At 61.7% G+C, this 23,034-nt stretch carries 24 protein-coding genes; 5 read left to right on the top strand and 19 right to left on the bottom strand.

Annotated elements, in window-relative coordinates:
- Positions 1–2: 2 nt before the first annotated feature.
- From lepA to OX459_RS07010, 14 genes are all read right to left on the bottom strand, one after another.
- Entirely contained in the window at positions 3–1,793 is a 1,791-nt protein-coding gene (gene lepA / locus OX459_RS07075; RefSeq protein ID WP_034749621.1) for a translation elongation factor 4, read from the bottom strand.
- A gap of 317 nt (positions 1,794–2,110) precedes the next feature.
- Positions 2,111–2,356, bottom strand: a complete 246-nt coding sequence (locus OX459_RS07070) for a glutaredoxin family protein (RefSeq protein WP_289904347.1) — start codon at positions 2,354–2,356, stop codon at positions 2,111–2,113.
- Positions 2,357–2,411: 55 nt separating this feature from the next.
- Complete coding sequence (locus tag OX459_RS07065) at positions 2,412–3,914, bottom strand: DegQ family serine endoprotease (protein WP_099667262.1); 1,503 nt, start codon at positions 3,912–3,914, stop codon at positions 2,412–2,414.
- A gap of 243 nt (positions 3,915–4,157) precedes the next feature.
- On the bottom strand, positions 4,158–4,493 hold the full coding sequence (locus tag OX459_RS07060) for a sigma-E factor negative regulatory protein (RefSeq protein ID WP_077406705.1): 336 nt from the start codon (positions 4,491–4,493) through the stop codon (positions 4,158–4,160).
- 72 nt (positions 4,494–4,565) lie between these two features.
- Positions 4,566–5,189 (bottom strand): RNA polymerase sigma factor RpoE, encoded by a 624-nt coding sequence (gene rpoE / locus OX459_RS07055; protein ID WP_171985072.1) that lies wholly within the window; start codon positions 5,187–5,189, stop codon positions 4,566–4,568.
- 66 nt (positions 5,190–5,255) lie between these two features.
- Positions 5,256–5,744 (bottom strand): hypothetical protein, encoded by a 489-nt coding sequence (locus OX459_RS07050; RefSeq protein WP_289904346.1) that lies wholly within the window; start codon positions 5,742–5,744, stop codon positions 5,256–5,258.
- 163 nt (positions 5,745–5,907) lie between these two features.
- Positions 5,908–7,158, bottom strand: coding sequence for a beta-ketoacyl-ACP synthase II (gene fabF / locus OX459_RS07045; RefSeq protein ID WP_099667260.1), 1,251 nt, complete (start codon positions 7,156–7,158; stop codon positions 5,908–5,910).
- Positions 7,159–7,187: 29 nt separating this feature from the next.
- The gene (gene acpP / locus OX459_RS07040) at positions 7,188–7,427 is read right to left on the bottom strand and encodes an acyl carrier protein (RefSeq protein WP_008449912.1); all 240 of its coding nucleotides are present in this window, start codon (positions 7,425–7,427) and stop codon (positions 7,188–7,190) included.
- Positions 7,428–7,605: 178 nt separating this feature from the next.
- Positions 7,606–8,349, bottom strand: a complete 744-nt coding sequence (fabG, locus tag OX459_RS07035) for a 3-oxoacyl-ACP reductase FabG (RefSeq protein WP_035820245.1) — start codon at positions 8,347–8,349, stop codon at positions 7,606–7,608.
- A 49-nt stretch (positions 8,350–8,398) separates the two neighbouring features.
- On the bottom strand, positions 8,399–9,340 hold the full coding sequence (gene fabD, locus OX459_RS07030; protein WP_077406717.1) for an ACP S-malonyltransferase: 942 nt from the start codon (positions 9,338–9,340) through the stop codon (positions 8,399–8,401).
- 32 nt (positions 9,341–9,372) lie between these two features.
- A complete protein-coding gene (locus tag OX459_RS07025; protein WP_077406720.1) occupies positions 9,373–10,371 on the bottom strand; it encodes a beta-ketoacyl-ACP synthase III in 999 nt (332 codons plus the stop codon).
- 15 nt (positions 10,372–10,386) lie between these two features.
- Positions 10,387–11,454, bottom strand: a complete 1,068-nt coding sequence (gene plsX, locus OX459_RS07020) for a phosphate acyltransferase PlsX (protein ID WP_034779241.1) — start codon at positions 11,452–11,454, stop codon at positions 10,387–10,389.
- A gap of 210 nt (positions 11,455–11,664) precedes the next feature.
- The gene (gene rpmF, locus OX459_RS07015; RefSeq protein WP_034749653.1) at positions 11,665–11,847 is read right to left on the bottom strand and encodes a 50S ribosomal protein L32; all 183 of its coding nucleotides are present in this window, start codon (positions 11,845–11,847) and stop codon (positions 11,665–11,667) included.
- Positions 11,848–12,179: 332 nt separating this feature from the next.
- Positions 12,180–12,677 carry a DUF177 domain-containing protein gene (locus OX459_RS07010; protein WP_099667258.1) on the bottom strand — a complete coding sequence of 166 codons (498 nt, stop codon included), beginning with the start codon at positions 12,675–12,677 and terminating at the stop codon, positions 12,180–12,182.
- A gap of 223 nt (positions 12,678–12,900) precedes the next feature.
- Here OX459_RS07010 and OX459_RS07005 point away from each other — a divergent pair, with 223 nt between their 5' ends.
- Together OX459_RS07005 and OX459_RS07000 are read left to right on the top strand one after the other, a co-directional pair.
- Positions 12,901–13,509: a Maf-like protein gene (locus OX459_RS07005; protein WP_289904341.1), complete on the top strand. Its 609-nt coding sequence runs from the start codon at positions 12,901–12,903 to the stop codon at positions 13,507–13,509.
- Between the two features lie 18 nt (positions 13,510–13,527).
- On the top strand, positions 13,528–14,277 hold the full coding sequence (locus OX459_RS07000; protein ID WP_289904339.1) for an SAM-dependent methyltransferase: 750 nt from the start codon (positions 13,528–13,530) through the stop codon (positions 14,275–14,277).
- A gap of 67 nt (positions 14,278–14,344) precedes the next feature.
- Here the strand turns inward: OX459_RS07000 and rlmJ are convergent, their stop codons facing one another.
- Entirely contained in the window at positions 14,345–15,262 is a 918-nt protein-coding gene (gene rlmJ / locus OX459_RS06995) for a 23S rRNA (adenine(2030)-N(6))-methyltransferase RlmJ (protein ID WP_070255356.1), read from the bottom strand.
- Here rlmJ and OX459_RS06990 point away from each other — a divergent pair.
- On the top strand, positions 15,182–15,487 hold the full coding sequence (locus OX459_RS06990; protein WP_289898426.1) for a hypothetical protein: 306 nt from the start codon (positions 15,182–15,184) through the stop codon (positions 15,485–15,487). The two genes, rlmJ and OX459_RS06990, sit on opposite strands and share 81 nt — an antisense overlap.
- Before the next feature lie 52 nt (positions 15,488–15,539).
- Entirely contained in the window at positions 15,540–15,971 is a 432-nt protein-coding gene (locus OX459_RS06985) for a thioredoxin family protein (protein ID WP_289904338.1), read from the top strand.
- A 2-nt stretch (positions 15,972–15,973) separates the two neighbouring features.
- Here the strand turns inward: OX459_RS06985 and OX459_RS06980 are convergent, their stop codons facing one another.
- The gene (locus tag OX459_RS06980) at positions 15,974–18,256 is read right to left on the bottom strand and encodes a xanthine dehydrogenase family protein molybdopterin-binding subunit (RefSeq protein WP_289904337.1); all 2,283 of its coding nucleotides are present in this window, start codon (positions 18,254–18,256) and stop codon (positions 15,974–15,976) included.
- 10 nt (positions 18,257–18,266) lie between these two features.
- Positions 18,267–21,404, bottom strand: coding sequence for an EAL domain-containing protein (locus OX459_RS06975; RefSeq protein ID WP_289904336.1), 3,138 nt, complete (start codon positions 21,402–21,404; stop codon positions 18,267–18,269).
- A 259-nt stretch (positions 21,405–21,663) separates the two neighbouring features.
- Between OX459_RS06975 and OX459_RS06970 the strand changes: the two genes are divergently transcribed.
- Positions 21,664–22,170, top strand: a complete 507-nt coding sequence (locus tag OX459_RS06970; protein ID WP_034779265.1) for a DUF1993 domain-containing protein — start codon at positions 21,664–21,666, stop codon at positions 22,168–22,170.
- Between the two features lie 66 nt (positions 22,171–22,236).
- Here the strand turns inward: OX459_RS06970 and OX459_RS06965 are convergent, their stop codons facing one another.
- Together OX459_RS06965 and OX459_RS06960 are read right to left on the bottom strand one after the other, a co-directional pair.
- Positions 22,237–22,431 carry a DUF1289 domain-containing protein gene (locus OX459_RS06965; protein ID WP_034779267.1) on the bottom strand — a complete coding sequence of 65 codons (195 nt, stop codon included), beginning with the start codon at positions 22,429–22,431 and terminating at the stop codon, positions 22,237–22,239.
- Positions 22,431–23,003 carry a DUF1415 domain-containing protein gene (locus tag OX459_RS06960; RefSeq protein WP_289904335.1) on the bottom strand — a complete coding sequence of 191 codons (573 nt, stop codon included), beginning with the start codon at positions 23,001–23,003 and terminating at the stop codon, positions 22,431–22,433. The genes OX459_RS06965 and OX459_RS06960 overlap by 1 nt, the downstream gene beginning before the upstream one ends.
- Positions 23,004–23,034: the final 31 nt, after the last annotated feature.

The raw sequence follows: 23,034 nt of genomic DNA, 5'->3' as shown, positions 1-23,034 counted from the left end.
TATTAACCATCCACTTGTAAAATTGCCAGGAATGCTTCTTGCGGGATCTCCACGGAACCCACTTGCTTCATGCGTTTCTTACCCGCCTTTTGTTTTTCCAGCAATTTTTTCTTGCGGCTGATGTCGCCGCCATAGCACTTGGCCAGCACGTTCTTGCGCAAGGCTTTCACGTTCTCGCGCGAAATGATGTTCGCGCCGATGGTGGCCTGGATGGCCACGTCGAACATCTGGCGCGGAATCAGTTCACGCATCTTGGCAGCCACCTGGCGCCCGCGGTACTGGCTGTTCGAGCGGTGGACGATGATGGCCAGCGCATCGACTTTTTCGCTGTTGATCAGCATGTCGACCTTGACCACGTCGGCCGCGCGGTATTCCTTGAACTCGTAATCCATCGAGGCATAGCCGCGCGACGTCGATTTCAGACGGTCGAAGAAGTCCAGCACGATCTCGGCCATCGGCATCTCATACACGAGCTTGACCTGGCGGCCGTGGTAGCTCATGTCCATCTGGATACCACGCTTGCCGATACACAGCGTGATCACGGAACCCACGTATTCCTGCGGCATGTACAGATTGACCGTGACGATAGGCTCGCGCACTTCCTCGATGCGCGACGGATCGGGCATCTTCGACGGATTGTCGACGTTGATCATGGTGCCGTCGCGCTGGATCACTTCGTACACCACGGTAGGCGCCGTGGTGATCAGGTCCATGTCGAATTCGCGTTCGAGGCGTTCCTGCACGATTTCCATGTGCAGCAAACCCAGGAAGCCGCAGCGGAAGCCGAAGCCCAGCGCCTGCGACACTTCCGGCTCGTACATCAGGGCCGCGTCGTTCAATTTCAGCTTTTCCAGCGAGTCGCGCAGCGCGTCGTACTGGTTCGCTTCCACGGGGAACAGGCCGGCGAACACTTGCGGCTGCACTTCCTTGAAGCCTGGCAATGGCGCGGCGGCAGGACGGTTGGCCAGGGTGACGGTGTCGCCCACTTTCGCCGCTTTCAATTCCTTGATGCCGGCGATGATGAAGCCCACCTGGCCTGCCGACAATTGCGGCAAGGATTGCGAACGGGGCGAAAACACGCCGATGTCTTCCACCAGTTGCACCGAATCGGTGGCCATCAGGCGGATCTTGTCTTTTGGTTTCAGGGTGCCGTTGATGACGCGCACCAGCATGACCACGCCCACATAGGCGTCATACCAGGAATCGACGATCAGCGCCTGCAGCGGCGCATCGGGGTCGCCCTTCGGCGGCGGCACCTTGACGATCAATTGTTCGAGCACGTCCAGCACGCCGAAGCCCGTCTTGGCCGAGCAATGCACGGCGTCGCCCGCGTCGATGCCGATCACGTCTTCGATCTCGGCAATGGCGCTCGGAGGATCCGCGTTCGGCAAGTCGATCTTGTTCAGCACGGGCACCACTTCCACGCCCAGGTCCAGCGCCGTGTAGCAGTTGGCCACGGTTTGCGCTTCCACGCCTTGCGATGCGTCAACAACCAGCAGCGCGCCTTCGCACGCCGACAGCGAGCGCGACACTTCATAGCTGAAGTCGACGTGGCCTGGCGTATCGATCAGGTTCAGATTGTAGATCTGGCCATCGCGCGCCTTGTAGTGCAGGGCCGCCGTTTGCGCCTTGATGGTAATGCCGCGCTCGCGCTCCAGATCCATCGAATCGAGCACCTGCGCCTCCATCTCGCGGTCGGACAAGCCGCCGCACAATTGAATGATGCGGTCAGCCAGGGTCGATTTACCGTGGTCAATATGGGCGATGATGGAGAAATTGCGTATGTTGTTCATTAACTAATATAAGTGCGAAGTTGACGACACTGCTTTAACAGGAATCAGGGGAATCATGTCCGGGCCAAACAGGGCCAGAACCAGGCGCCCCACTCATGATGAAAAAAGCGCTCCGAGCAGGACATCTGCATGCCCAGGCGAGCGCTTTTGAAGCGACAGAAGCTGCTGCCTCGGACAGTAGCTTTTTCGACCTCCCCATTTTACCGGATTTCAGAGTAGAAAGCCCGTCTTATGAGGCCGGCACCGGGCCAAGCCGACATTTTCGGCTGTTTTCAGCACCAGAATGGTGCAATGCAGTGTCAATATTGGTATTTAAGCTACGTCAGGCAGCGCCGTACCGCTGCCTCATCGAGGAAATAATGGCATAGCTCGGGCTGCGCCAGGTCGCCAAACAGCACCGGTACCAGCTCGTCGAAACGGGCCAGCAGCGAGGCGTCGGGCGACGCATCGATATCGATCACGTCGACGGTGAACGGTTTTCCGGGCGCTTGCAGCAGGAGCAAGGCATCGAGCATGTCCTGGCATAAATGGCAATAACTGCGGGAATAGAGGGTGAAGTGCATGAAGAAAAGGGAAGGGCATCCCGGCCGGAGCCGGGATGCGGATGGAATCAGAAACTCACTTGGCAGACGGACGCAGCGAAACGAATTGCGCCACGTCGCCACGGCGCACCAGCACGGCCGACGACTTTTTCGGATCGAGCTTGGCCACCAGGGCATTGAACTGCTTGGCGTCTTTCACGGCAACGTTGTTCAATTGCAAGATCACGTCGCCAGGCTGCAAGCCGGCCAGGGCCGCCACGCCGTCGGCATCGTCGACCAGCACGCCCGCCTCGATCTTCAGCTCCTGCTTCTTCGCGGCCGGCACGTCGCTGACTTTCAATCCCAGCGCATTGACGGCTTGCGCTTCCGGCTCCTTGGCGCCCTTCTTCGCCGTTTTCTCGCTTTCCAGCTCGACGACGGTGACGGGAATATCCTGCTGCGCGCCCTTGCGCCAGACGGTGACCGTGGATTTGCCGTTGACGGCGGCGCCGCCTACCAGGCGCGGCAGGTCGGATGAACGCTCGATCTGCGCGCCGTTGAATTTCAGGATGATGTCGCCCGGCTTGATGCCCGCCTTGTCGGCCGGACCGCCCGGCTCCACCATCGACACTTGCGCACCCTTGGCGTTCGGCAAGCCCAGCGATTCCGCCACATCCTTGCTCACTTCGCCGATCTGCACGCCGATGCGTCCGCGCACGACTTTCCCCGTCTTTTTCAGCTGCTCGCCCACGCGCATGGCTTCATCGATGGGCACGGCAAACGAAATGCCATTGTAGGCGCCGGACAAGGTGGCGATCTGCGAATTGATGCCGATCACCTCGCCGCGCATATTGATCAGCGGACCACCGGAGTTGCCGGGGTTGACGGCCACGTCGCTCTGGATCAGGGGCAGGTAATCGCCCGTATCGCGTGACTTGGCGGAAATAATGCCGGCCGTCACGGTATTTTCCAGGTTGAATGGCGAGCCGATGGCGATCACCCACTCGCCCACGCGGATCTTGTTCGAGTCGCCGATGGTCAGGCGCGGCAAGTTGGCGCCCTCGATTTTCAGCAGGGCCACGTCGGTGCGCGCATCGGCACCGATCACCTTGGCCTTGAATTCGCGCTTGTCCGTCAGGGTCACATACACCTCGTCGGCGCCATCGACCACGTGGGCATTGCTCAGCACGTAGCCATCGGCCGAAATGATGAAGCCGGAACCGACGCCGCGCTGCACTTCCTGCTCCTGCGGCACGGCGCGGCGGCCGCCACGGGGCGCCTGCTGGCGCGGTGCGGGCATGGCGCCGCCAAAGAAGCGGCGCAGGAATTCCTGCATTTCCTGCTCATCCTGACCGCCCACGCCAGCCCCGGCGCCGCCCATTTTCAGGCGTTCGGTGGTACGGATATTCACCACGGCCGGGCCGACGGCGTCGACCAGGTCCGAGAAATCAGGCAGTTTCACGGCCGGCACGGCGGCCTGCGCCTGTGGCGCCAGGCCCAGCATGGTGGGAGCAAGGAAGACGCCAGCCGTACCGAACAATAAGGCGGAAAGCGTCTTCACTGAAAACGACTTGCTGGCGGCACACATGTTTTTTTTCATGGAAAGGATCTTTTCGAGTATATAAACGGTTCAAAACGCGGATCAGGCGATTGCCTGCGCGCATGATTGGCCGTCATGACGGAAATCCAGGGGCAAACCCACCTGACAGCGCGCATGGCAAACAATGCAACAATATATCGCAAAAGCAAGATATTGCCTGCGCACAGTGTCAATCGTACGGAAGGCCAGTGTCAAGGGGGCGACGGGAAGGTTAAGCCAGGCATAAGATGGACGAGGGGCCAGCTAGCGCTGCGCCAGCGGCCCCGCCTCCAGCGGTTCGGCCACGCCAGGCGGCACGATGCCGGCGGCCAGGGGCGGCAGCGGTTCCGCATGGGCAGCGGACTCTTCGGGTGCCGGCTCCGCGGCCAGGCGGCTGGCCAGGCGCGCATCGAACTGGGCGCTCAGCGCATGGCCGTACTGCTCCGAGCGCAGCACCTCACCGATATGGCGATAGGCATCCCAGGCTTGCCGTCCCGATGGCGTATCGAGGGCGGCAAACGCCAGTTCGAGTTCGCTCGCCGCCAGCTCGCCATCGGCCAGCGCGGAAATAGTCTCGTGCAATCGTGTATGCGTATCCATGATGGGTCCTGCCATTTCAAGAGGATCGGTGCGGAAACCGGTCGCAGCCATGCCAACCTCATACTCTCCAGATTACCAGCGCTTGTCAATCGGCATGTCCAACAACGGCTTCAATTTCTCCGCAATCACTTCGCGCGCGCGAAAAATCCGGCTGCGCACGGTGCCGATGGGGCACGCCATGATCTCCGATATCTCTTCATAGCTCAGGCCCTCGATCTCGCGCAGCACGATGGCCGTGCGCAATTCGATGGGCAGCACATCCATGGCCGCATTGACGGTGGCGGCAATCTGCTTGCTGGCCAGCACCGATTCGGGTGTATTGTTGTCGCGCAATTTATTGCCGTCATCGAAAGACTCCGCCTGCTCGGCGTCGGCGTCGCTGGATGTGGCGGCGCGCCGCCCCTGCGTGACGAGATAATTCTTGGCCGTGTTGATGCCGATGCGATACAACCAGGTATAAAAGGCGGCCTCGCCGCGAAAATGGCGCAGCGCCCGGTATGCCTTGATAAAGGTTTCCTGCACCACATCTTCGGCCTCCGCCGGGTCATGCACGAGGCGCGACACCAGGCGCATCAAGCGGCGCTGATATTTCGATACCAGCACATCGAATGCCCGTTTGTCGCCAGCCTGCACCCGCTCGACCAGTAACTGATCATACTCGCGCTCTGTCCTCACGCCCGATGTCCCTGTAGTCATGCAGCGTGGGCGCCTGTATGGATATAGAGTTGGCCCGCTGCAAGAAGTTCAGTGTTCGTCCCACTTTTATTCTTCCCTGTTCCGCGCCGCGATCGCCCGGCAAGCCACGGCCAGCGGGCGGAAGGCGGTGCAACTGCCGCCGCGCTGCACCAGCACCGCCGTGCGCCGTCCGGCCGCATCCGCCAGGCACAGCACCAGCAGCGACGGCCACAGGGTCGAGCCCGGCAACAGGCGCAGCCCCGGCGCCGCCACAGGCCCCGGCCCGGCCGGTTGCGCCAGCCCGGCAGCACCGGCGTCCGGCGCCGCGCCATGCTCCAGATATACCGCCAGCCGCAACTGCCCGACCGGCGAAATATCAAGCGCCTGCGGCTTTCTGCGCCGGCGCAGCAAAGCCAGCAAAAACACGCCGCCAGCCGCACTCAGCACGGCACCGCTCCAGCCCAGCGCATAGCCGCCCACCAGCTGGCCGGACGCGGGCAGACTGCGCCAGAGACCGCTCAAGGGCCAGGCGGCCAGCAAGGCGCACAGTCCCAGCACCGCTTGCAACAGGCGCAAACAGACAGGCGTGCGAATGACAGCCGCTACCGCGATCGACATAGTTCATGGGAGAAAAAAGGCGCGCCGGCACCATGCCGGGCAAATTCAGCCGCCAACGAACGTTGGCGGCGAATCAGCGCTCACTACGATTTGACCGTAGCGAGCGCTTGAAAGTTCCTGCTTATTTCGCTTTACCGAAAATCAGCGTGCCATTCGTGCCGCCGAAGCCGAACGAATTTTTCACTGCATAATCGATCTTCATGTCACGCGCCGTGTTGGCACAGAAATCGAGATCGCACGCCGGATCCTGGTTGAAGATGTTGATGGTCGGAGGCGACACCTGATGGTGCAATGCCAGGACCGTAAACACCGCTTCCAGACCGCCCGCGCCGCCCAGCAAATGGCCCGTCATCGACTTGGTCGAGTTGACGACCAGTTTCTTGGCGTGATCACCGAAGGTACGCTTGATGCCCATCACTTCCGCCACGTCGCCTTGCGGGGTCGACGTGCCGTGCGCGTTCAGGTACTGAATCTGATCCGCGTTCAAGCCTGCGTTGTCGAGGGCCGCGATCACCGATTTGCTGCCGCCGCTACCATCTTCCAGCGGCGAGGTCATGTGATAAGCATCTGCGCTCATCCCGAAACCATGCACTTCGGCATAGATCTTGGCACCGCGGGCCACCGCGTGCTCGTACTCTTCCAGCACCATGACGCCAGCGCCCTCGCCCAGCACGAAGCCGTCGCGGTCGGCATCCCACGGACGCGATGCCGTTGCCGGATCGTCGTTGCGGGTCGACAAGGCACGTGCCGAAGCGAAACCGCCCAGGCCCAGCGGCGACACGGTCGATTCGGCACCGCCGGCGATCATGACGTCGGCATCGCCGTACTCGATCATGCGCGCTGCGGCACCGATGCTGTGCAAACCGGTGGTGCACGCTGTAACGATCGCCAGGTTCGGGCCCTTCAGACCATATTTGATCGAAAGGTTGCCAGAGATCATGTTAATGATCGAGGCAGGCACGAAAAATGGCGAGATACGGCGCGGACCGCGCTTTTCGTACTCGGACTTGGTTTCCTCGATCAGCGGCAAGCCGCCGATACCGGAACCGATGATCACGCCGATACGCTCGGCGTTTTCTTCGGTCACTTCCAGGCCGGAGTCCTGCATCGCCTGGATGCCTGCAGCCATGCCGTAATGGATAAAGGTATCCATATGGCGGGCTTCCTTACCGGAGATGTACTCTTCGATATTGAAACCTTTGACTTCACCGGCAAAATGCGTGGTGAATGGCTGTGCATCAAACTTGGTAATCGTGGCAATGCCGGATTTACCTTCAATGATTGCGCCCCACGCCTCGGCAATAGTATTGCCGACTGGTGAAACGCAACCCAGGCCGGTGACAACAACACGACGGTTTTTAGAACGGCTCAAGCGATTCTCCTGAAGTCGGTCAGACAGGCTTAGGCCTTGACGTGTGCGGTGGCGTAGTCGATCGCCTGTTGCACGGTGGTGATTTTTTCAGCTTGTTCGTCAGGGATTTCCATTTCGAATTCGTCTTCCAGGGCCATCACCAGTTCCACGGTGTCCAGGGAATCGGCGCCCAGGTCGTCGACGAAGGAGGATTCGATTTTGATGTCTGCTTCTGCAACGCCCAGTTGCTCAGCGACGATTTTCTTAACGCGTTGTTCGATATCCGACATGTTATGGCTCCAAAGTGTGTGTTACGGAAAGTGCGCGCATTTTATCAGGTTTGCGCGTCCGAATACTAATTTCGGTGTCTGCTGCTAATTCAACCGAAGCTGCTGCTAAAAGATGCGATTATAGACAAAAACGACCGTTGAATCATGCCACAAACGCCCGCCCCGTCTACCTTTCACATCAATTCATGTACATTCCGCCGTTCACGTGCAGGGTCGTGCCCGTGATATACGCCGCTTGCGGCGAGGCCAAAAAGGCCACGGCCGCTGCCACGTCTTCCGGTTTGCCCAGGCGGGACAGGGGAATTTGCGTCAACAGGGCCGCATGCTGCTCTTCGCTCAGGGCCTTGGTCATGTCGGTATCGATGAAGCCCGGCGCGATGCAGTTCACGGTAATGTTGCGGCTGCCGATTTCGCGCGCCAGGGCGCGGCTCATGCCTTCCACGCCGGCCTTGGCCGCCGCGTAATTCATTTGCCCCGGATTACCCGACGAAGCCACGACCGACGTGATGTTGATGATACGCCCAGTTTTGGCTTTCATCATGCCACGCAGCACGGCGCGCGACAGGCGGCCGACGGCCGACAGGTTCGTCGAGATGACGCTGTCCCACTCTTCATCCTTCATGCGCATGGCCAGCTGGTCTTGCGTGATGCCCGCATTGTTGACGAGGATCGACAGGCTGCCGTAGGTTTTCTGCACTTCATCGACGACGGCCGCGCAGCGCGCCGCATCGGTCACGTTCAGGACCAGGCCCTTGCCTGCCACGCCTTCGGCGGCCAGGTAATCGGTAATCGCTTGCGCGCCGCTTTCCGAGGTGGCGGTGCCGACCACGGTGGCGCCCTGCTTGCCCAGTTCGGTGGCGATGGCGCGGCCGATGCCGCGCGAGGCGCCCGTGACCAGCACGACTTGATTTGCTAAATTCATGAGTATCCTTAAGAGCAACCGCGGCAGGCAGGCTGCCGCGATCTGATGTTTATTTGAGCTGCGTCAAAATGCGTTCCAGCGAAGCCTGGTCGACGATGGCGTCGCCCACCAGCACCGGGTCGATGCGCTTGGCCAGGCCCATCAGGACCTTGCCCGGGCCGCATTCGATCACTTGCGTGATGCCGTCCGCGGCAACCTTTTGCATGGTTTCCACCCAGCGCACGGGGCTGGCCGCCTGGCGCACCAGCGCATCCTTGATACCGGCCACGTCGTTGACGATGGCCACGTCGACGTTGTTGATCAGGGCGATCTGCGGCGCGGCGAACGTCAGGCCGGCCATATACTCGCGCAAACGGTCCGACGCGGGCTTCAGCAGCGACGAGTGGAATGGCGCGGAGACGGGCAATTTCATGGCGCGCTTGGCGCCCTTGGCCTTGGCCAGTTCGCAGGCGCGCTCGACCGCAGCTGTATGGCCGGCGATGACGACTTGCGCTGGCGCATTGAAATTGACAGGCTCGACCACCAGGGCCGGGTTTTCCGCCGCCGCTTCCGCACAGGCGGCGCGCACGTCGTCATCCGACAGGCCCAGCACGACAGCCATCGTGCCCTGCCCGACGGGCACGGCTTCCTGCATGGCTTGCGCGCGGAAACGCACGAGCGGCACGGCATCCTTGAAGGAAATGACGCCGGCGGCGACCAGCGCCGAGTATTCACCGAGACTGTGACCGGCCACGACCGTCGGCACTGGGCCGCCGGCCGCCAGCCAGGCGCGGTAGAAGGCCACGGCCGCCGTCAGCATCACGGGTTGCGTGTTGGTGGTGAGATCCAATTCTTCCTTCGGACCTTCGGCGATCAGCTTGCCCAGGTCGAATTGCAGGGCGTCCGACGCTTCGGCGACGGTCTGCGCAACCACGGGGTTGCCGGCGAAACCGTCGAGCATCGCAATCGCTTGCGAGCCTTGGCCTGGGAAAACAAATGCAAATTGTGTCATGTCGACTCCGTTTTTTTAATAATGTTGCGGGATTACATGCGCGCCAGCACGGCGCCCCAGGTAAAGCCGCCGCCCACGCCTTCCATCATGACGTTGTCACCCTTCTTGACGCGGCCGTCGCGCACGGCGATGTCGAGCGCCAGCGGAATCGAGGCGGCCGAGGTGTTGCCATGCTGGTCGACGGTGACGACCATCTTGTCCAGCGGCAAGCCGAGTTTCTTGGCCGTGCTGTTCATGATGCGGATGTTCGCCTGGTGCGGGATCAGCCAGTCGATCTGGTCCGAGGTCATGTTGGCATGTTCCAGGGCTTCGTGCGCGACTTTTTCCAGTACGGACACGGCCAGCTTGAACACGGCCGGGCCATCCATGTAGAGGAAGGCGCTGCCGTCCAGCGCGCCGCCAGCCAGGCTGCCCGGCACGCTGAGGATGTTCGAGTGGCGGCCGTCCGCGTGCAGCTTGGTGGCCAGGATGCCCGGCTCTTTCGATGCCGTCATGACGATGGCGCCGGCGCCGTCGCCGAACAGCACGCAAGTGCCGCGGTCGTCGAAATTGAGGATGCGCGAAAACACTTCGGCGCCGATCACCAGCACGTTCTTGTGCATGCCCGACTGGATGAAGCTGTCGGCCGTGGCCACCGCATACACGAAACCGCTGCAGACGGCTTGCACGTCGACGGCGGCGCAGTTATTCGTGATGCCCAGCTTGTTTTGCACGATGCAGGCCGTGCTTGGGAAGCTGCCGAAGAAATCGGGGGTCGAGCTGGCGACGATGATCAGGTCCAGGTCATTGCCGTTCAGGCCAGCCATTTCCAGGGCCTTCCTGGCCGCTTCCACGCCCAGGTCCGAGGAGTTTTGCGACGGCGCCGCGTAATGGCGCGCCGAAATGCCGCTGCGCGACACGATCCATTCATCCGACGTCTCGATGCCCTTGGCGGCGAGCTGTTCGGTCAGATCCTGGTTGGTGACGCGCTTCTCCGGCAAGTAGCTGCCGGTGCCGATAATTTTGCTGTAAGTTTTGCTAAAAACAGTCATGCAAATACCCGTCCACTAAATGGTAGAGCTTGTTGATGTAGGTTCGTCCGGTACTGGCGTGCGCGGCATCAGCTCGGCGATCAGGCTGGCCAGGTGCGCTTGCACGTCATTTTTTGCCGCATCAAAGGCGCGGCGCAAGGCCCATTCGAAGGAATAGGCATCGGCGCTGCCATGGCTCTTGAAGACGAGACCACGCAAGCCCAGCAGGCTGGCGCCGTTGTAACGCGATGGATTCAAGCGGTTGCCAATGGCTTTCAGGGCCCCGCGGGCGATCAGCGCGCCCAGCATGGTAATCGGATTGCGCTTGAATTCGGAAGTGAGCACGTCTTTCATGAAGCGCGCCAGGCCTTCGATGGCTTTCAGGGTGACATTGCCGACAAAACCGTCGCAGACGACGATATCGGTCGTGCCCTTGAAGATATCGTTGCCTTCCACGTTGCCGTAGAAGTTCAGCGCGCCACGCTCGTGGTCGGCCTGCAGCAGCTTCGAGGTGAGTTTCACCACTTCATTGCCCTTGATATCTTCCGTGCCCACGTTCAGCAAGCCGATCGTGGGGCGTGCGATGCCTTCCATGGCGGACACGAGCACGGAACCCATGATGGCGAACTGGTGCAAGTGATGCGGTTCGCAATCGACGTTGGCGCCCAGGTCCAGCATGTAGGTGGGGCCGTTCTTTTGATTCGGCAAGATGCTGCAGATGGCCGGGCGGTCGACGCCGGACATGGTTTTCAATACATAGCGCGACACGGCCATCAGGGCTGCCGTATTACCGGCGGAAACGGAGGCTTGCGCCACGCCGTTCTTGACCTGTTCGATGGCCACGCGCATGGAGGAATCCTTCTTGCGGCGCAGGGCCACTTCCAGGGGATCGTCCATGGTAACTTGTTCGGAGGCATGCAATACCGACAGGCGCGGATGCGTGTCGGCTTTATGTTTTTTCAGTTCGGCACGGATCACGTCTTCCAATCCAACAAGGATCAGTTCGGCTTCAGGCTCATGTTTTACGAAGGAAATTGCTGCGGGGATAGTGACTGAGGGACCGTGATCTCCGCCCATGCAGTCGATAGAAATTTTGATTGTCATTTGTGTTGATTCAATACCGCTGCGGGCGTGCGGCAAGATGTGAATCGGACTGGAGCATATGCAGGGCGCAGCATGTCATGCACCGCCTGAGCAAGCTTGATTCAAAATGACGGGTGCGCAAGATGAATTGCAGCCGATAAAAAAGAAGAAGCGGCGCCACGCCGAATAACCACGCAACACCGCTTTCATCTTACCCAACAAAAACGTCGATTACTCGTCGTTTTTGGTCTTCAACACTTTACGGCCACGATAGAAGCCGTTAGGGCTGATATGGTGACGCATGTGTGTTTCGCCGGTAACTGGCTCGACGCTCAATTGCGGCGCGACCAGGAAGTCGTGCGAACGGTGCATGCCGCGCTTGGAAGGGGTTTTCTTGTTCTGTTGAACTGCCATGATGACTCCTAATACATAAGTTCTAAAATTTTAGCACAATCGATTAGCAAATACATGCGAATCGAGTATCCCAGCGGCAAAGACTACCCGAAAATAGCCCGGACCGACATCGTTTATTACAATTACATTTCACTACACTTGCCATACTCGATTACTACACGCGTTTGACACGTTCTCTAAGCGGACCCTCACAAACCTACTGCGCGTCCCACTATCGCCTCGGCGTTGCTCAGCGTACTTCCGTACGCTTGCGCTACTCAAGACGATATTGGGCCGCTCGCTACGGTTTCTGAGGCCCCCTACAAACTACCGCTACTACTTATTCTCTTAACTTATTCTGGCTTCAAGTCTTTCAGTGCCGCAAACGGCGACTTCTTTTCAGTCTTGAGAGCATCGAGCTGCGCCGTATCGGGGCAGACGTCGTGTTTGGGTACCTGCGGCAGGGCCAGCAAGGCTTCATCTTCGATCAGGGCCGCGGCATCCATGCTGCGGCTGCCGACGATCACGTCGATCGTTTCATCGTTGATGATTTCTTCGATCTCGTCCGCGTGCTCATCATCCTTGCCCAGCATCAGAACAGTCGAAGAATCTATCGCGTAAGCATACGGAGTCAGGCAGCGCTGGCAAACCAGCTGAACGGTGCCGTTGACCGACAAGGTCAGTTGCGGGTAGCCCAGCTTGCTGGTGCCGCCGACGATCTTCCAGGCGATCTCGCCGGAATTATCTGCACAATCCTTGGTCAACCGGGTCATTTCAGCGACAGGAGTTACACCCTCGCGGCTCCCGCTGATACGACAAAAATCAAAGGCGTCGATCACAAAAGCATTCATTGGTAGAAAATTTCCCCGGAAAACCTGCGATAATAACAGGGTTTTTAGCACGGAGTCAAAGGCTAAGCATCTTTTTTGACGCAATCATTGCCATAAACATGACAACTTCATTAACACCGTCATGCCGCATGGAGCCTCGGTCAGGGGCTCTGCGCCCTGGAATTTGCGTGAAATTCCACTGACATCGACCAGCGCGGCCATGCCGGCCGCCATCCACTACCGAATGATACCAACTTCCGCCCCATTGCGCTTGATTCTTGCATCGAGTTCGACCTACCGCAAGGAATTGCTGGAACGCCTGCGCCTGCCTTTCGAAGTCGCCGTGCCCGATCTCGACGAAAGCCCCCTGCTAGGCGAAAGCCCCAGCGCCACGGCCCTGCGCCTGGCGCAGGCCAAGGCACAGGCCGTGCTCGACCGCCATCCTGGCAGCCTCGTCATCGGCTCCGACCAGGTCGCCACCCTCGATGGCGCGCAGATCGGCAAGCCCGGCAACCATGCGAATGCCCTGCTGCAACTGCAAACCATGCGCGGACGCCAGACCGTGTTCCACACGGCACTATGCCTGCTGGACGGGCGCCAGGCGGTGCCTGTGGCGCAGGTGGAAGATGTCCAGACCCTCGTCACCGTGCGCGACTTGCCCGATGCCGAGCTGGACGCCTACCTGCGCATCGAGCAGCCGTACGATTGCGCCGGCAGCGCCAAGAACGAAGGCCTGGGCATCGCCCTGCTCGAACGCATCGCCACCACCGACCCCACCGCCCTCACCGGCCTGCCGCTGATCGCCCTCACCGGCATGCTGCGCAAGGCGGGCGTGGCGTTTTTTACCCTTTAATTTACCGACAATAAGAATATGACCGGCACCCTGTACCTGATTCCCAACCACCTCGGCCTGTCCGACAGCCCGGCCGACCCGCTGGCCCACATCATTCCGGAGCAAGTACGGCACATCACGTCCCAGCTCGATTATTTCGTTGCGGAAAATGCCAAGACGGCGCGCGCCTTCCTGAAATTGATCGGCAACCAGCATCCGCTGGCCAAGCCGCTGCAGGAAATCACGATTTCCGAACTCAACGTGAATACCCCGGCGCAAGCGCTGGCCGGCTTGCTGGCACCCCTGCTGGCGGGGCGCGACGCGGGCCTCGTGTCGGAAGCGGGCGTGCCCGCCGTGGCCGACCCTGGCGCCGACCTGGTGCGTCTGGCGCATCAGCACGGCATTAAAGTGCGCCCGCTGGTGGGCCCGTCGTCGATCCTGCTGGCCGTGATGGCCAGCGGCTTGAACGGCCAGAGCTTCGCCTTCAACGGCTACCTGCCCACGGATGCGGCCCTGCGCGCCAAGCGCATCAAGGAACTGGAAGGGCGTTCGCGCAATGAAAAGCAGACCCAGCTGTTCATCGAAACCCCATACCGCAACGCCGCCATGCTCGACGCCCTCGTGGCGCAATGCGCGCCATCGACCCTGATCTGCGTCGCCACCGACCTGAGCCTGGACACGGAAAACGTGCAAACGTGGAATGGCGGACAGTGGAAGAAACAATTGGCTGCAGGCAAGGCTCCTGACTTCCACAAGAAACCGACCGTGTTCTTGCTGCTGGGACAGTAAACGACAAACGCCACGGACACATTATCCGTGGCGTTTTTTTATTACAGCACTACCAAGACAAGTGTGATTACACTCTTCTGGTGCCCGTATTCTTCTGTCCACCTTTACCTGTTTCCAGCACGAACTTGGCGCCGTCGTCGCGACCCAGCACCTTGACCAGGTACGGCATGACTTCGCGCAACATCGGCTCCAGGGTGTACGGCGGATTCAGGATGAACATGCCGCTGCTGTGCAAGCCGAAGCCGTCCGGCGACGGGGTGTTCACCGTCAGGGTCACGTGCAGCCAGTCCGAGCTGGGCAATTGCTTCAGCTTGTCGGCGAACTGGCGCGATTCCATGCGCTGCAGCACCGGGTACCAGACGGCATACATGCCCGACGGGAAGCGCACGAGGGCGTCGGCCAGGGTGTCCTTGACCTTGCGGTAATCCATCTTGTCTTCATACGGCGGGTCGATCAGCACCAGCGCGCGGCGCGATGGCGGCGGCAGCAGGGCTTTCAGGCTCTGGAAGCCATCCGCCTTGGTGATGATGACGCGCTTGCCGCGCACGGTAGGACGCTCGCCCTGGGCCAGCGCATGCGCCTCGACCTTGCGGAAGTTGTCGGCCAGAATCTTGGCATCGGCGGGATGCAGCTCGAACAGGCGCAGACGGTCTTGCTCGCGGCTGACCTTGTCGGCGCAGTACGGCGAACCCGGGTAGTAGCGCATCTTGCCGCTCGGATTCATTTCCTTGATCAGCTTCATGTACTCGGCCAGCGAGGCCGGCAAGTCCGTGCGGTCCCACAGGGGCGCGATGCCCGTTTCGTACTCGGCATTTTTCGACGCATAGCCGCCGTCGAGCGCATACACGCCCGCGCCGGAATGGGTATCGATATAACTATAGGCGGTATCTTTTTGATTCAGATATTGCAACAACTGAATCTGCACATAATGTTTCAACACATCGGCGTGATTACCCGCGTGAAAGGCGTGGCGGTAACTCAACATAAGCTGGCTAATTCCATAATAAAAATAAATAAAGGCGGGAGCGCTGACACCGGGCAGGGCATGAAAACAGACTGGAGGGGTCAGGCTGCGGGGCCAGGAAACAGCATGGACCAGCGTAATCAGCGCGCAATTACCAGCATTATCCACCAGAAAGGTGCGTTGCATCAAAAAACACGGATAAACAAGCTCATGCATTCCCGCGACTGGCGTCGCCGGGCGCGGTAGAATACGCGCATCGGGCGCCCGGCGCCCATCGCCCTACTGAATAGATACGACCATGCACAGCCTGACCCTCACGACCGATAACCGCGCCGACGTCGCGGCAGCCCTGGCCGGCCCGCGCTGGACGGTGGCCTGCCTGTGCGCGCTGTGGTGCGGCACTTGCGGCAGCTACCGCGCCACGTTCGAGGAACTGGCCGCGCGCCACCCGGACACCGTCTTCGTCTGGGTCGATATCGAAGACCAGGCCGACGTGGTGGGCGACCTCGACATCGACAACTTCCCCACCCTGCTGATCCAGCACGACGACAACGTGGCCTTCTTCGGCACCGTGCTGCCCGACGGCGGCCTGGCGCACCGCATGGTGCAGGCGCAGCAGGCGCTCAGCGCGCAGGAACTGGCGGCGCTGGCCAACAGCACGCAGGAGCGGCGCGACTGGCAGCGCGACTGCAACTTGCGCCACATGCTGGCCGCGACACTCGATCAGTAAGATCAGCCCAGGCGCAGCGGCAGGCTGCGCAGCCGTTTTCCCGTCAAGCTGAACACGGCATTGGCCACGGCCGGCGCGATCGGCGGCGTGCCCGGCTCGCCCACGCCTTCGGGGTGTTCCGCGCTGGCGATGATGATGGTTTCCACCTCGGGCGTTTGCCCCATGCGCAGCACGGGATAATCGTGGAAGTTGCTTTGCGCCACTTTGCCTTCCTGGAACGTGATCTCGCCGCCCAGCGCTGCGGACAAGCCGAACAGCACGGCAGACTCCATCTGCTGGGCGATGATGTTCGGATTGACGGCAATGCCGCAATCGATGGCGCACACCACGCGCTGCACGCGAATTTCTCCGTTTTCCACGGACACTTGCGCCACTTGCGCGACGATGCTGCCGAACGACTGATGCAAGGCCACGCCATGCGCATGGCCGGGCGGAGGACTGCCCGCCCTGGCAACAGCCGCATCGAGCACAGCCAGGTGGCGCGGATGCTTCACCAGCATGGCGCGGCGGAAGGCGACGCCGTCCTGCCCCGCCGCGTGCGCCAGTTCGTCGATAAAGCCTTCCTTGAAGAATGCATTGTGCGAGTGCCCCACGGAGCGCCAATAACCCACCGGCACGGCACTGTCGGCGATCACGTGGGCGATGCGCTGGTTGGCGATTTCATACGGCATGTCGAATTCGCCTTCGGCCGTCGTCTTGTCCGGCCCCGCACCGGGCAAGCCGAAATTGCGCTGCAAGAACTGATGCGTGATGGAACCGCTGACGGATTTGTTGTCCCAGGAAGCGATGCGGCCGTGCTCGTCGAGGCGGGCCGCGAAGCGGGCCAGCGCGGCGGGACGGTACATATCGTGCCTGGTGTCCTGCTCGCGCGTCCACACCAGTTGCACGGGCGCGCCGCCGCATTGCAGCGCGATGGCGACGGCCTGGGCCACCATATCCACTTCCAGGCGGCGGCCGAAACCGCCGCCGAGCAGCAGCACCTCGATCGTCACGTCTTTCGCATCGACGCCGGCCACTTTCGCCGCCACGTCGACGGCGATGCCGGGCGCCTGCGTCGACACCCACAGCATCACCTTGCCATCCTTGACTTGCGCGGTGCAGTTGACGGGTTCCATGGCGGCGTGCGCGAGGAACGGCGCGCGGTACTCGGCCTTGACGCTGCGCAAACCCTGCACGGCCTTGCTTTCCACCTCGCCGCTGGCGTGGTACGCATGGCCCGCCTCACTGTCGAGCAGGCGGGCAAACTCCGCATACACGCCGGCGCTGGACAGGTTCGCCTGCGGACCGGCCTTCCACTGCGTCGGCAAGGCGGCGGCCGCCTGTTTCGCGCGCCACCAGGTGTCGGCCACCACGGCGGCGCACGAGGTGACCGATGTGCCGCGCTGGGGCAACTGCGGCGTCAGGTCCAGCACCTTTTTCACGCCCGGCATGGCGAGTATGGGCACCGCGTCGAACGCGGCCAGGGTGTCGCCCAGGCGCGGCGGCAGATGCAGGGCCGCATACAGCATGCCGGGCGGACGCGCATCGATGCCGAAACGCGCGCTGCCATTGACTTTCGACGGCGTGTCGCGGCGCGGCGCCGGCTGGCCGATCAGCTTGAAATCCTTGGGGGATTTGAGCGCGGGCGTGCCCGGGGCTATGCCGGCGGCGCGCTGCGCCAGGCTGGCGTAGCTGGCGCGCCGCCCGTCCGGGTGGACCACTGCGCCATCTTCCGTGCGGCATTGCGCGGGCGGCACTTGCCACAGCGCGGCGGCGGCGCCTACCAGCATGGCGCGTGCCGACGCACCCGCTTCGCGCATGGGGCCCCAGCCATCCTTCACGCTCGACGAGCCGCCCGTGACGACCACGCCCAGTTCGCGCGCCGCCTTGGCCACAGTCCACTGCGCCAGCGCCTTCAGGCGGCCCTGGTCGTCCGGGTGGAACGGCAGGCTATCCTTGAGCATGGCGACATTACCGAAGATTTTATCCATGGGCGCCTGGATCAGCTTGACGCTGCTCAAAGGCACGTCGAGTTCCTCGGCCACCAGCATCGGCAAGGCCGTGTGCACGCCCTGCCCCATCTCGCTGCGCGGCATGGCCAGGGTTACCGTGCCGTCCGTGCCTATGGCCAGCCAGCCGTTCAGGGCCACGGCGCCATCCTGCAGCGGCAGCGGCGCGCTGCCATGCAGGCGCTGGCGCGGCGGCAACACGCCCCAGCCCAGCACCAGGGCGCCCACGCCGGCCACGCCGAGACCCAGGCCGCCGAGCAGGAAACGGCGGCGCGACGTGTTTTTTTCTCCGGCCATGGGATACCCTTTAATTGGTTAGTGGTTGATCCAGCGGATCGGTCCAGCGCTCCAGCATATCCTGTGCCAGCACCGGACGGCTATAAAAATAACCTTGCGCCAGCTTGCAGCCATGGCGCAGCAGGAAAGCGGCCTGCTCTTCCGTCTCCACGCCTTCGGCGATCACGGACAATTGCATGCTCTTGCCCAGCTGGATGATGGCGATCGCGATCGCCTCGTCGTTGACGTCCGTCGAGATATCCTTGATGAAGGAGCGGTCGATCTTCAGCGTCTGCACGGGCAGCTGCTTCAGATACGCGAGCGAGGAATAGCCGGTGCCGAAATCGTCGATGGCCAGGCCCACGCCGATGGCGTGCAAATCGTTGATGAAGCCCAGCGCGTCACCCGTGTTCATGATCACCGATTCCGTCACTTCCAGCTGCAGGCGCTGCGGCTCCAGGCCCGTTTCCGTCAGGATGTCGGCCACCATGCCGGCGATGCTGCCCCGCTCGAACTGTTTTACCGACAGATTCACGGCCATCTTCGGCACGTGCAAGCCCTGCGCCTGCCAGCGCATCATCTGGCGGCACGCCTCGTCGAGCACCCATTTGCCCAGCTGGTTGATGAAACCGCTGTCCTCGGCCAGCGGAATGAAGCGGGCCGGCGGCACCAGGCCCAGTTCCGGATGGTTCCAGCGCACCAGCGCCTCGACGCCGACCAGGCGGCCCGTGTCGATTTCCACCTGCGGCTGGTAATTCAGGAACATCTCGTTTTTCTCGATCGAGCGGCGCAAAAAGGTTTCCAGGCGCAGGCGTTCGACGCCTTCGCCCGTCATCGACGGCGCATAGAAGCGGTAGCCGTTGCGCCCGCGCGCCTTGGCCTGGTACATGGCCACGTCGGCATTGCGGATCAACATATTCAAGTCCAGCGCATCGTCCGGATACAGGCTGATGCCCACGCTGCAGGTGACGAACAGTTCGTGGTCGGCCACCGTGAAGGGCTGGTCGAACATGGTCATCAGCTTTTCCGCCACCTGCGTCGCACCGTACTCGCCATCGACGCGTTCGAGCAGGACGATGAATTCATCGCCACCCAGACGCGCCAGGGTGTCGCCTTCGCGCAGGCGGGCCGCCAGCTGGCCGGCCACCTTTTGCAGCAATTCGTCGCCCACATGGTGGCCCAGGGTGTCATTGACGTTCTTGAAGCGGTCCAGGTCGATGAACAGCACGGCCAGCTGCTCCTGGTCGCGCGCGGCGCGCAGCAAGGCGTGCTGCAGGCGGTCGTGGAACAGCAGGCGGTTCGGCAGCGCCGTCAGCGGGTCGTGGTGGGCCATGTGGTCGAGCTTTTCCTGCGACTCCTTGATCAGGGTGATGTCGCTGAACACGCCCACGTAATGCGTGGTGGTGGCGTGCGTGTCGCGCACGGCGCTGATGGTCAGCCACTCCAGGTACAGTTCGCCGTTCTTGCGCTGGTGCCAGATTTCGCCGCGCCAGAAACCGCTGGCCTTCAGCTCATCCCACATGGCCTGGTAAAACGCCGCGTCGTGGCGCGCCGAGCGTGTCAGTGACGAGTGCTGACCCACCGCCTCGGCCTCGGTATAGCCGGTGATCTGCGTGAAGGCGGGATTGACGGTGACGATGATGCCGCTGGCATCGACCACCATCACGCCGTCGGCAATATGTTCGAGCACGGTGGCCGACAGGCGCAGCTTTTCCTCGGCTTCCTTGCGCGCCGTGATGTCGGCATACACCCAGATGCTGCCTTCATTGGGGCGCAGCGGATCGAGCGCGCAGCCGCTGACCAGCGCCCAGAACAGGCTGCCGTCGCGCCGCTTGTACTGGCGCTCCTCGCTGAAATCGCCGCCCTGGGCCAGCGCCGGATACTGGCGCTCGCCCGCATCCTCGAAGTCATACGCGCTCGCAAACACGATGGACGTCGAACGCCCCGTCATCTCGGCATGGTCGTAGCCGAACAGCTCTTCACAGCGGCGATTGACGGAAATGATGCGGCGGTGGCGCACGAACATCACGCCGAACATCACGTTGTCGAGAATCGCGCTCTGCTCCGTCAGCAGCGCTTCGATGCGCATCTCGTGGTGCTTGCGCTGGCTGATGTCGGCAATGATGCCGTCGACCCAGATAACGCCCTGCTCGCCCGCCTGCGGCTGGCCATTCTCGGCCACCCAGCGTTCGATGCCGAAAGCGTCGATGATGCGGTATTCCAGCGCATACGGCCGCACCTCGGCCACCGCCTGGCGCACGGCGCGGCGGTGCTCGCGGCGGTCTTCCGGGCAGATCAGGTCGGCCCAGGCATGCGTGGTGCCGCGCATGAACTGGCGCGCCGAATAGCCGGAAATTTCCTCGATGGCGTCGCTGACGAAGTCGATGGGGCCGTCGGGCCGGTAGCGGAAGACGGCGCCCGGCACCTGCGTGACGATGGTGCGGAAGCGCTCTTCGCGCTGGCCCACGTCCTCGAACAGCTGGCCGATGGCCGCGCGCATTTGCTCGAGCTGGGCCGTCAGGCGCCCCAGTTCGTCATTGCTGTGCGAAGCCAGCGGCGTGTCGAAATCGCCGTGCGACAGGCGGTCGGAAAAGCGCGTCAGGCGGCGCAGGGGTTTCAACAGGCGGCGGTTCAGGAACAGCACGATCAGCGCCATCGACACGGCCAGCTGCGCACCCAGCACGAAAATATAGGAGATCTGCTTTTCGCGCAGCTCCTGCTGGCTGCGCGCATCGTCCATTTCGACGACGACGTGGCCGATGCGTTCGCCGCGCACGAGAATGTCGCGCTCGGCGCGGTACAGATTGCCCACGGGCCGTTGCGGCGCCCGCAGGCGGATGAATTCCGTGTCGCCCTGCCCCAGCACCTTCACCAGCAGCACGGAGCGGTCGCGCATCACCGACTCGACCAGCGAGTGGGCCGATTCCGCATTCATGTTCCACAGCGACTCCTGCATGCCCAGCGCCAGGATGTCGGCATTGCGCTGCAAGGCCTCGTTCAGGCTGGTGCGCGCCGACTGGCGCTCATGCACGCCGACCAGCACGTAGCTGCCGAAGATGGCGGGCACGACCAATCCGCCAAAGACCACCAGCAGCAAGGCGCCATAGATCGACGAGCCATACAGCACGCGCAGGCTGGCGCGCAGGCGCTGAGAAGGTGAATTAAACATGCGGCGACAGGGCAACAGGGATCAGGCGGGCGATCATTGACTTTACAGGGGAATCGGGTGGCGAGGCGGGACGAATCTTTATCAGGAGCAATTATGCATGCAAAAAGCGGGAAAAGTCACCAACAAACACGCGCCGGCGGCTACCTGATGTCATATAAACAGGGTTGAAAAACCACACGCATGCCGGCGCGCCAGGCCGGCGCCAGCAGAAAAGCGCGCAGCTTGCTATCATCGCGCCACTTTACCTAGAGGAACCATCATGACCTTCTCCATCTACTCCGCTTCGATCCCCGTCTTCAAACAGATCCTGGGCAGCCTGGCCGCCATCCTGGACAAGGCGGAAACGCACGCGCAAGACAAGAAAATCGACCCGAACGCCCTGCTGCAATTCCGCTTGTTCCCGGACATGCTGCCGTTCGTGCGCCAGATCCAGATCGCCACCGACTTCGCCAAGGGCTGCGGCGCGCGCCTGGCCGGCGTGGCCGTGCCGCCGTATGAAGACAGCGAACAGAGCTTTGCAGAGCTGAAGGCGCGCATCGTGAAAACCATCGCCTTCCTGGAAAGCCTGCCGCAAGCGGACATCGACGGCAGCGAAACGCGCGCCATCACCACCGGCAGCGGCGAAAAGACCAAGCACTTCACGGGCCAGACCTATCTGTTCCACTACGCGCTGCCGCACTTCTTCTTCCACGCGACGACGGCGTACGACATCCTGCGTCACAATGGCATCGAAGTGGGCAAGAAGGATTTCATCGGTAGTTATTGATCGTTAGCCCAAAAAATACCGGGGTCGGATCTTGAAGGTCAAACCCCGGTATTACATTGAGCCAGATTAAGTATTCCTGCGCGGATACCCTTGCGCCAGGATGCGCACCCACACCACTTCCTTCTCTTCATCCGTCATCGACACCCAGTGGGCCACTTCCACCACGCTGCGGCCGCAGCCGCGGCAGATTTCATCGAAGGTTGTCGAGCACACGGCCACGCAGGGCGTATCGGGACGCGGCGGCAATTCCTTGTCCGCCATCAGGATACCTTCGGCAAGCCGAGCTTTTCCCAGCCTTCAGTGCCCAGCGCTTCCAGTGTGGCAATATTCTTGTCGAAAATTTCCGATGCTTCCGGGAATGCCTCGACGGCGCGCTCGATGCTGTCTTCGCGCAGCAAATGCAGGGTCGGGTACGGCGAACGGTTGGTGTAGTTGCTGATGTCGTCCTCGAACGTCTCGGCAAACTGATAGTCAGGGTGGAAACTGGCCACTTGCAGTTCGCCGGCCAGGTGCATGTCTTCCACGGCCGCGTCGGCCACATCGAGGAACTCGTTGTAGTCGAGGAAATCGTTCAGGGTATATGGATGGATCAGCAAGGTCGTGTCGATCTGCTCGGGGTCCGTGTCGGCCAGGATTTGCAGCTCGTCCATCAGCAGCGCCAGCAAATCTTCCGGATTGCTCGATTCGCACACCACGTAGCGGATCTGCTTCTTGACGTGCACGGCCTTGGCGAACGGGCACAGGTTCAGGCCGATCACGGCCTTTTCCAGCCAGGCAACGGTATTGGCGATGATGACGGCGTTGTCGTCGTCGTGGCGCGTCGGGGTGTTCATATACTTAACTCTCTATCAATATGGCGGCCGG

Origin of the sequence: Janthinobacterium sp. SUN026, from assembly GCF_030397625.1 — a bacterium.
In the GTDB taxonomy this organism is placed as follows: Bacteria; Pseudomonadota; Gammaproteobacteria; order Burkholderiales; family Burkholderiaceae_D; genus Janthinobacterium; species Janthinobacterium kumbetense.
This window is presented reverse-complemented; position numbering and strand designations above follow the sequence as displayed.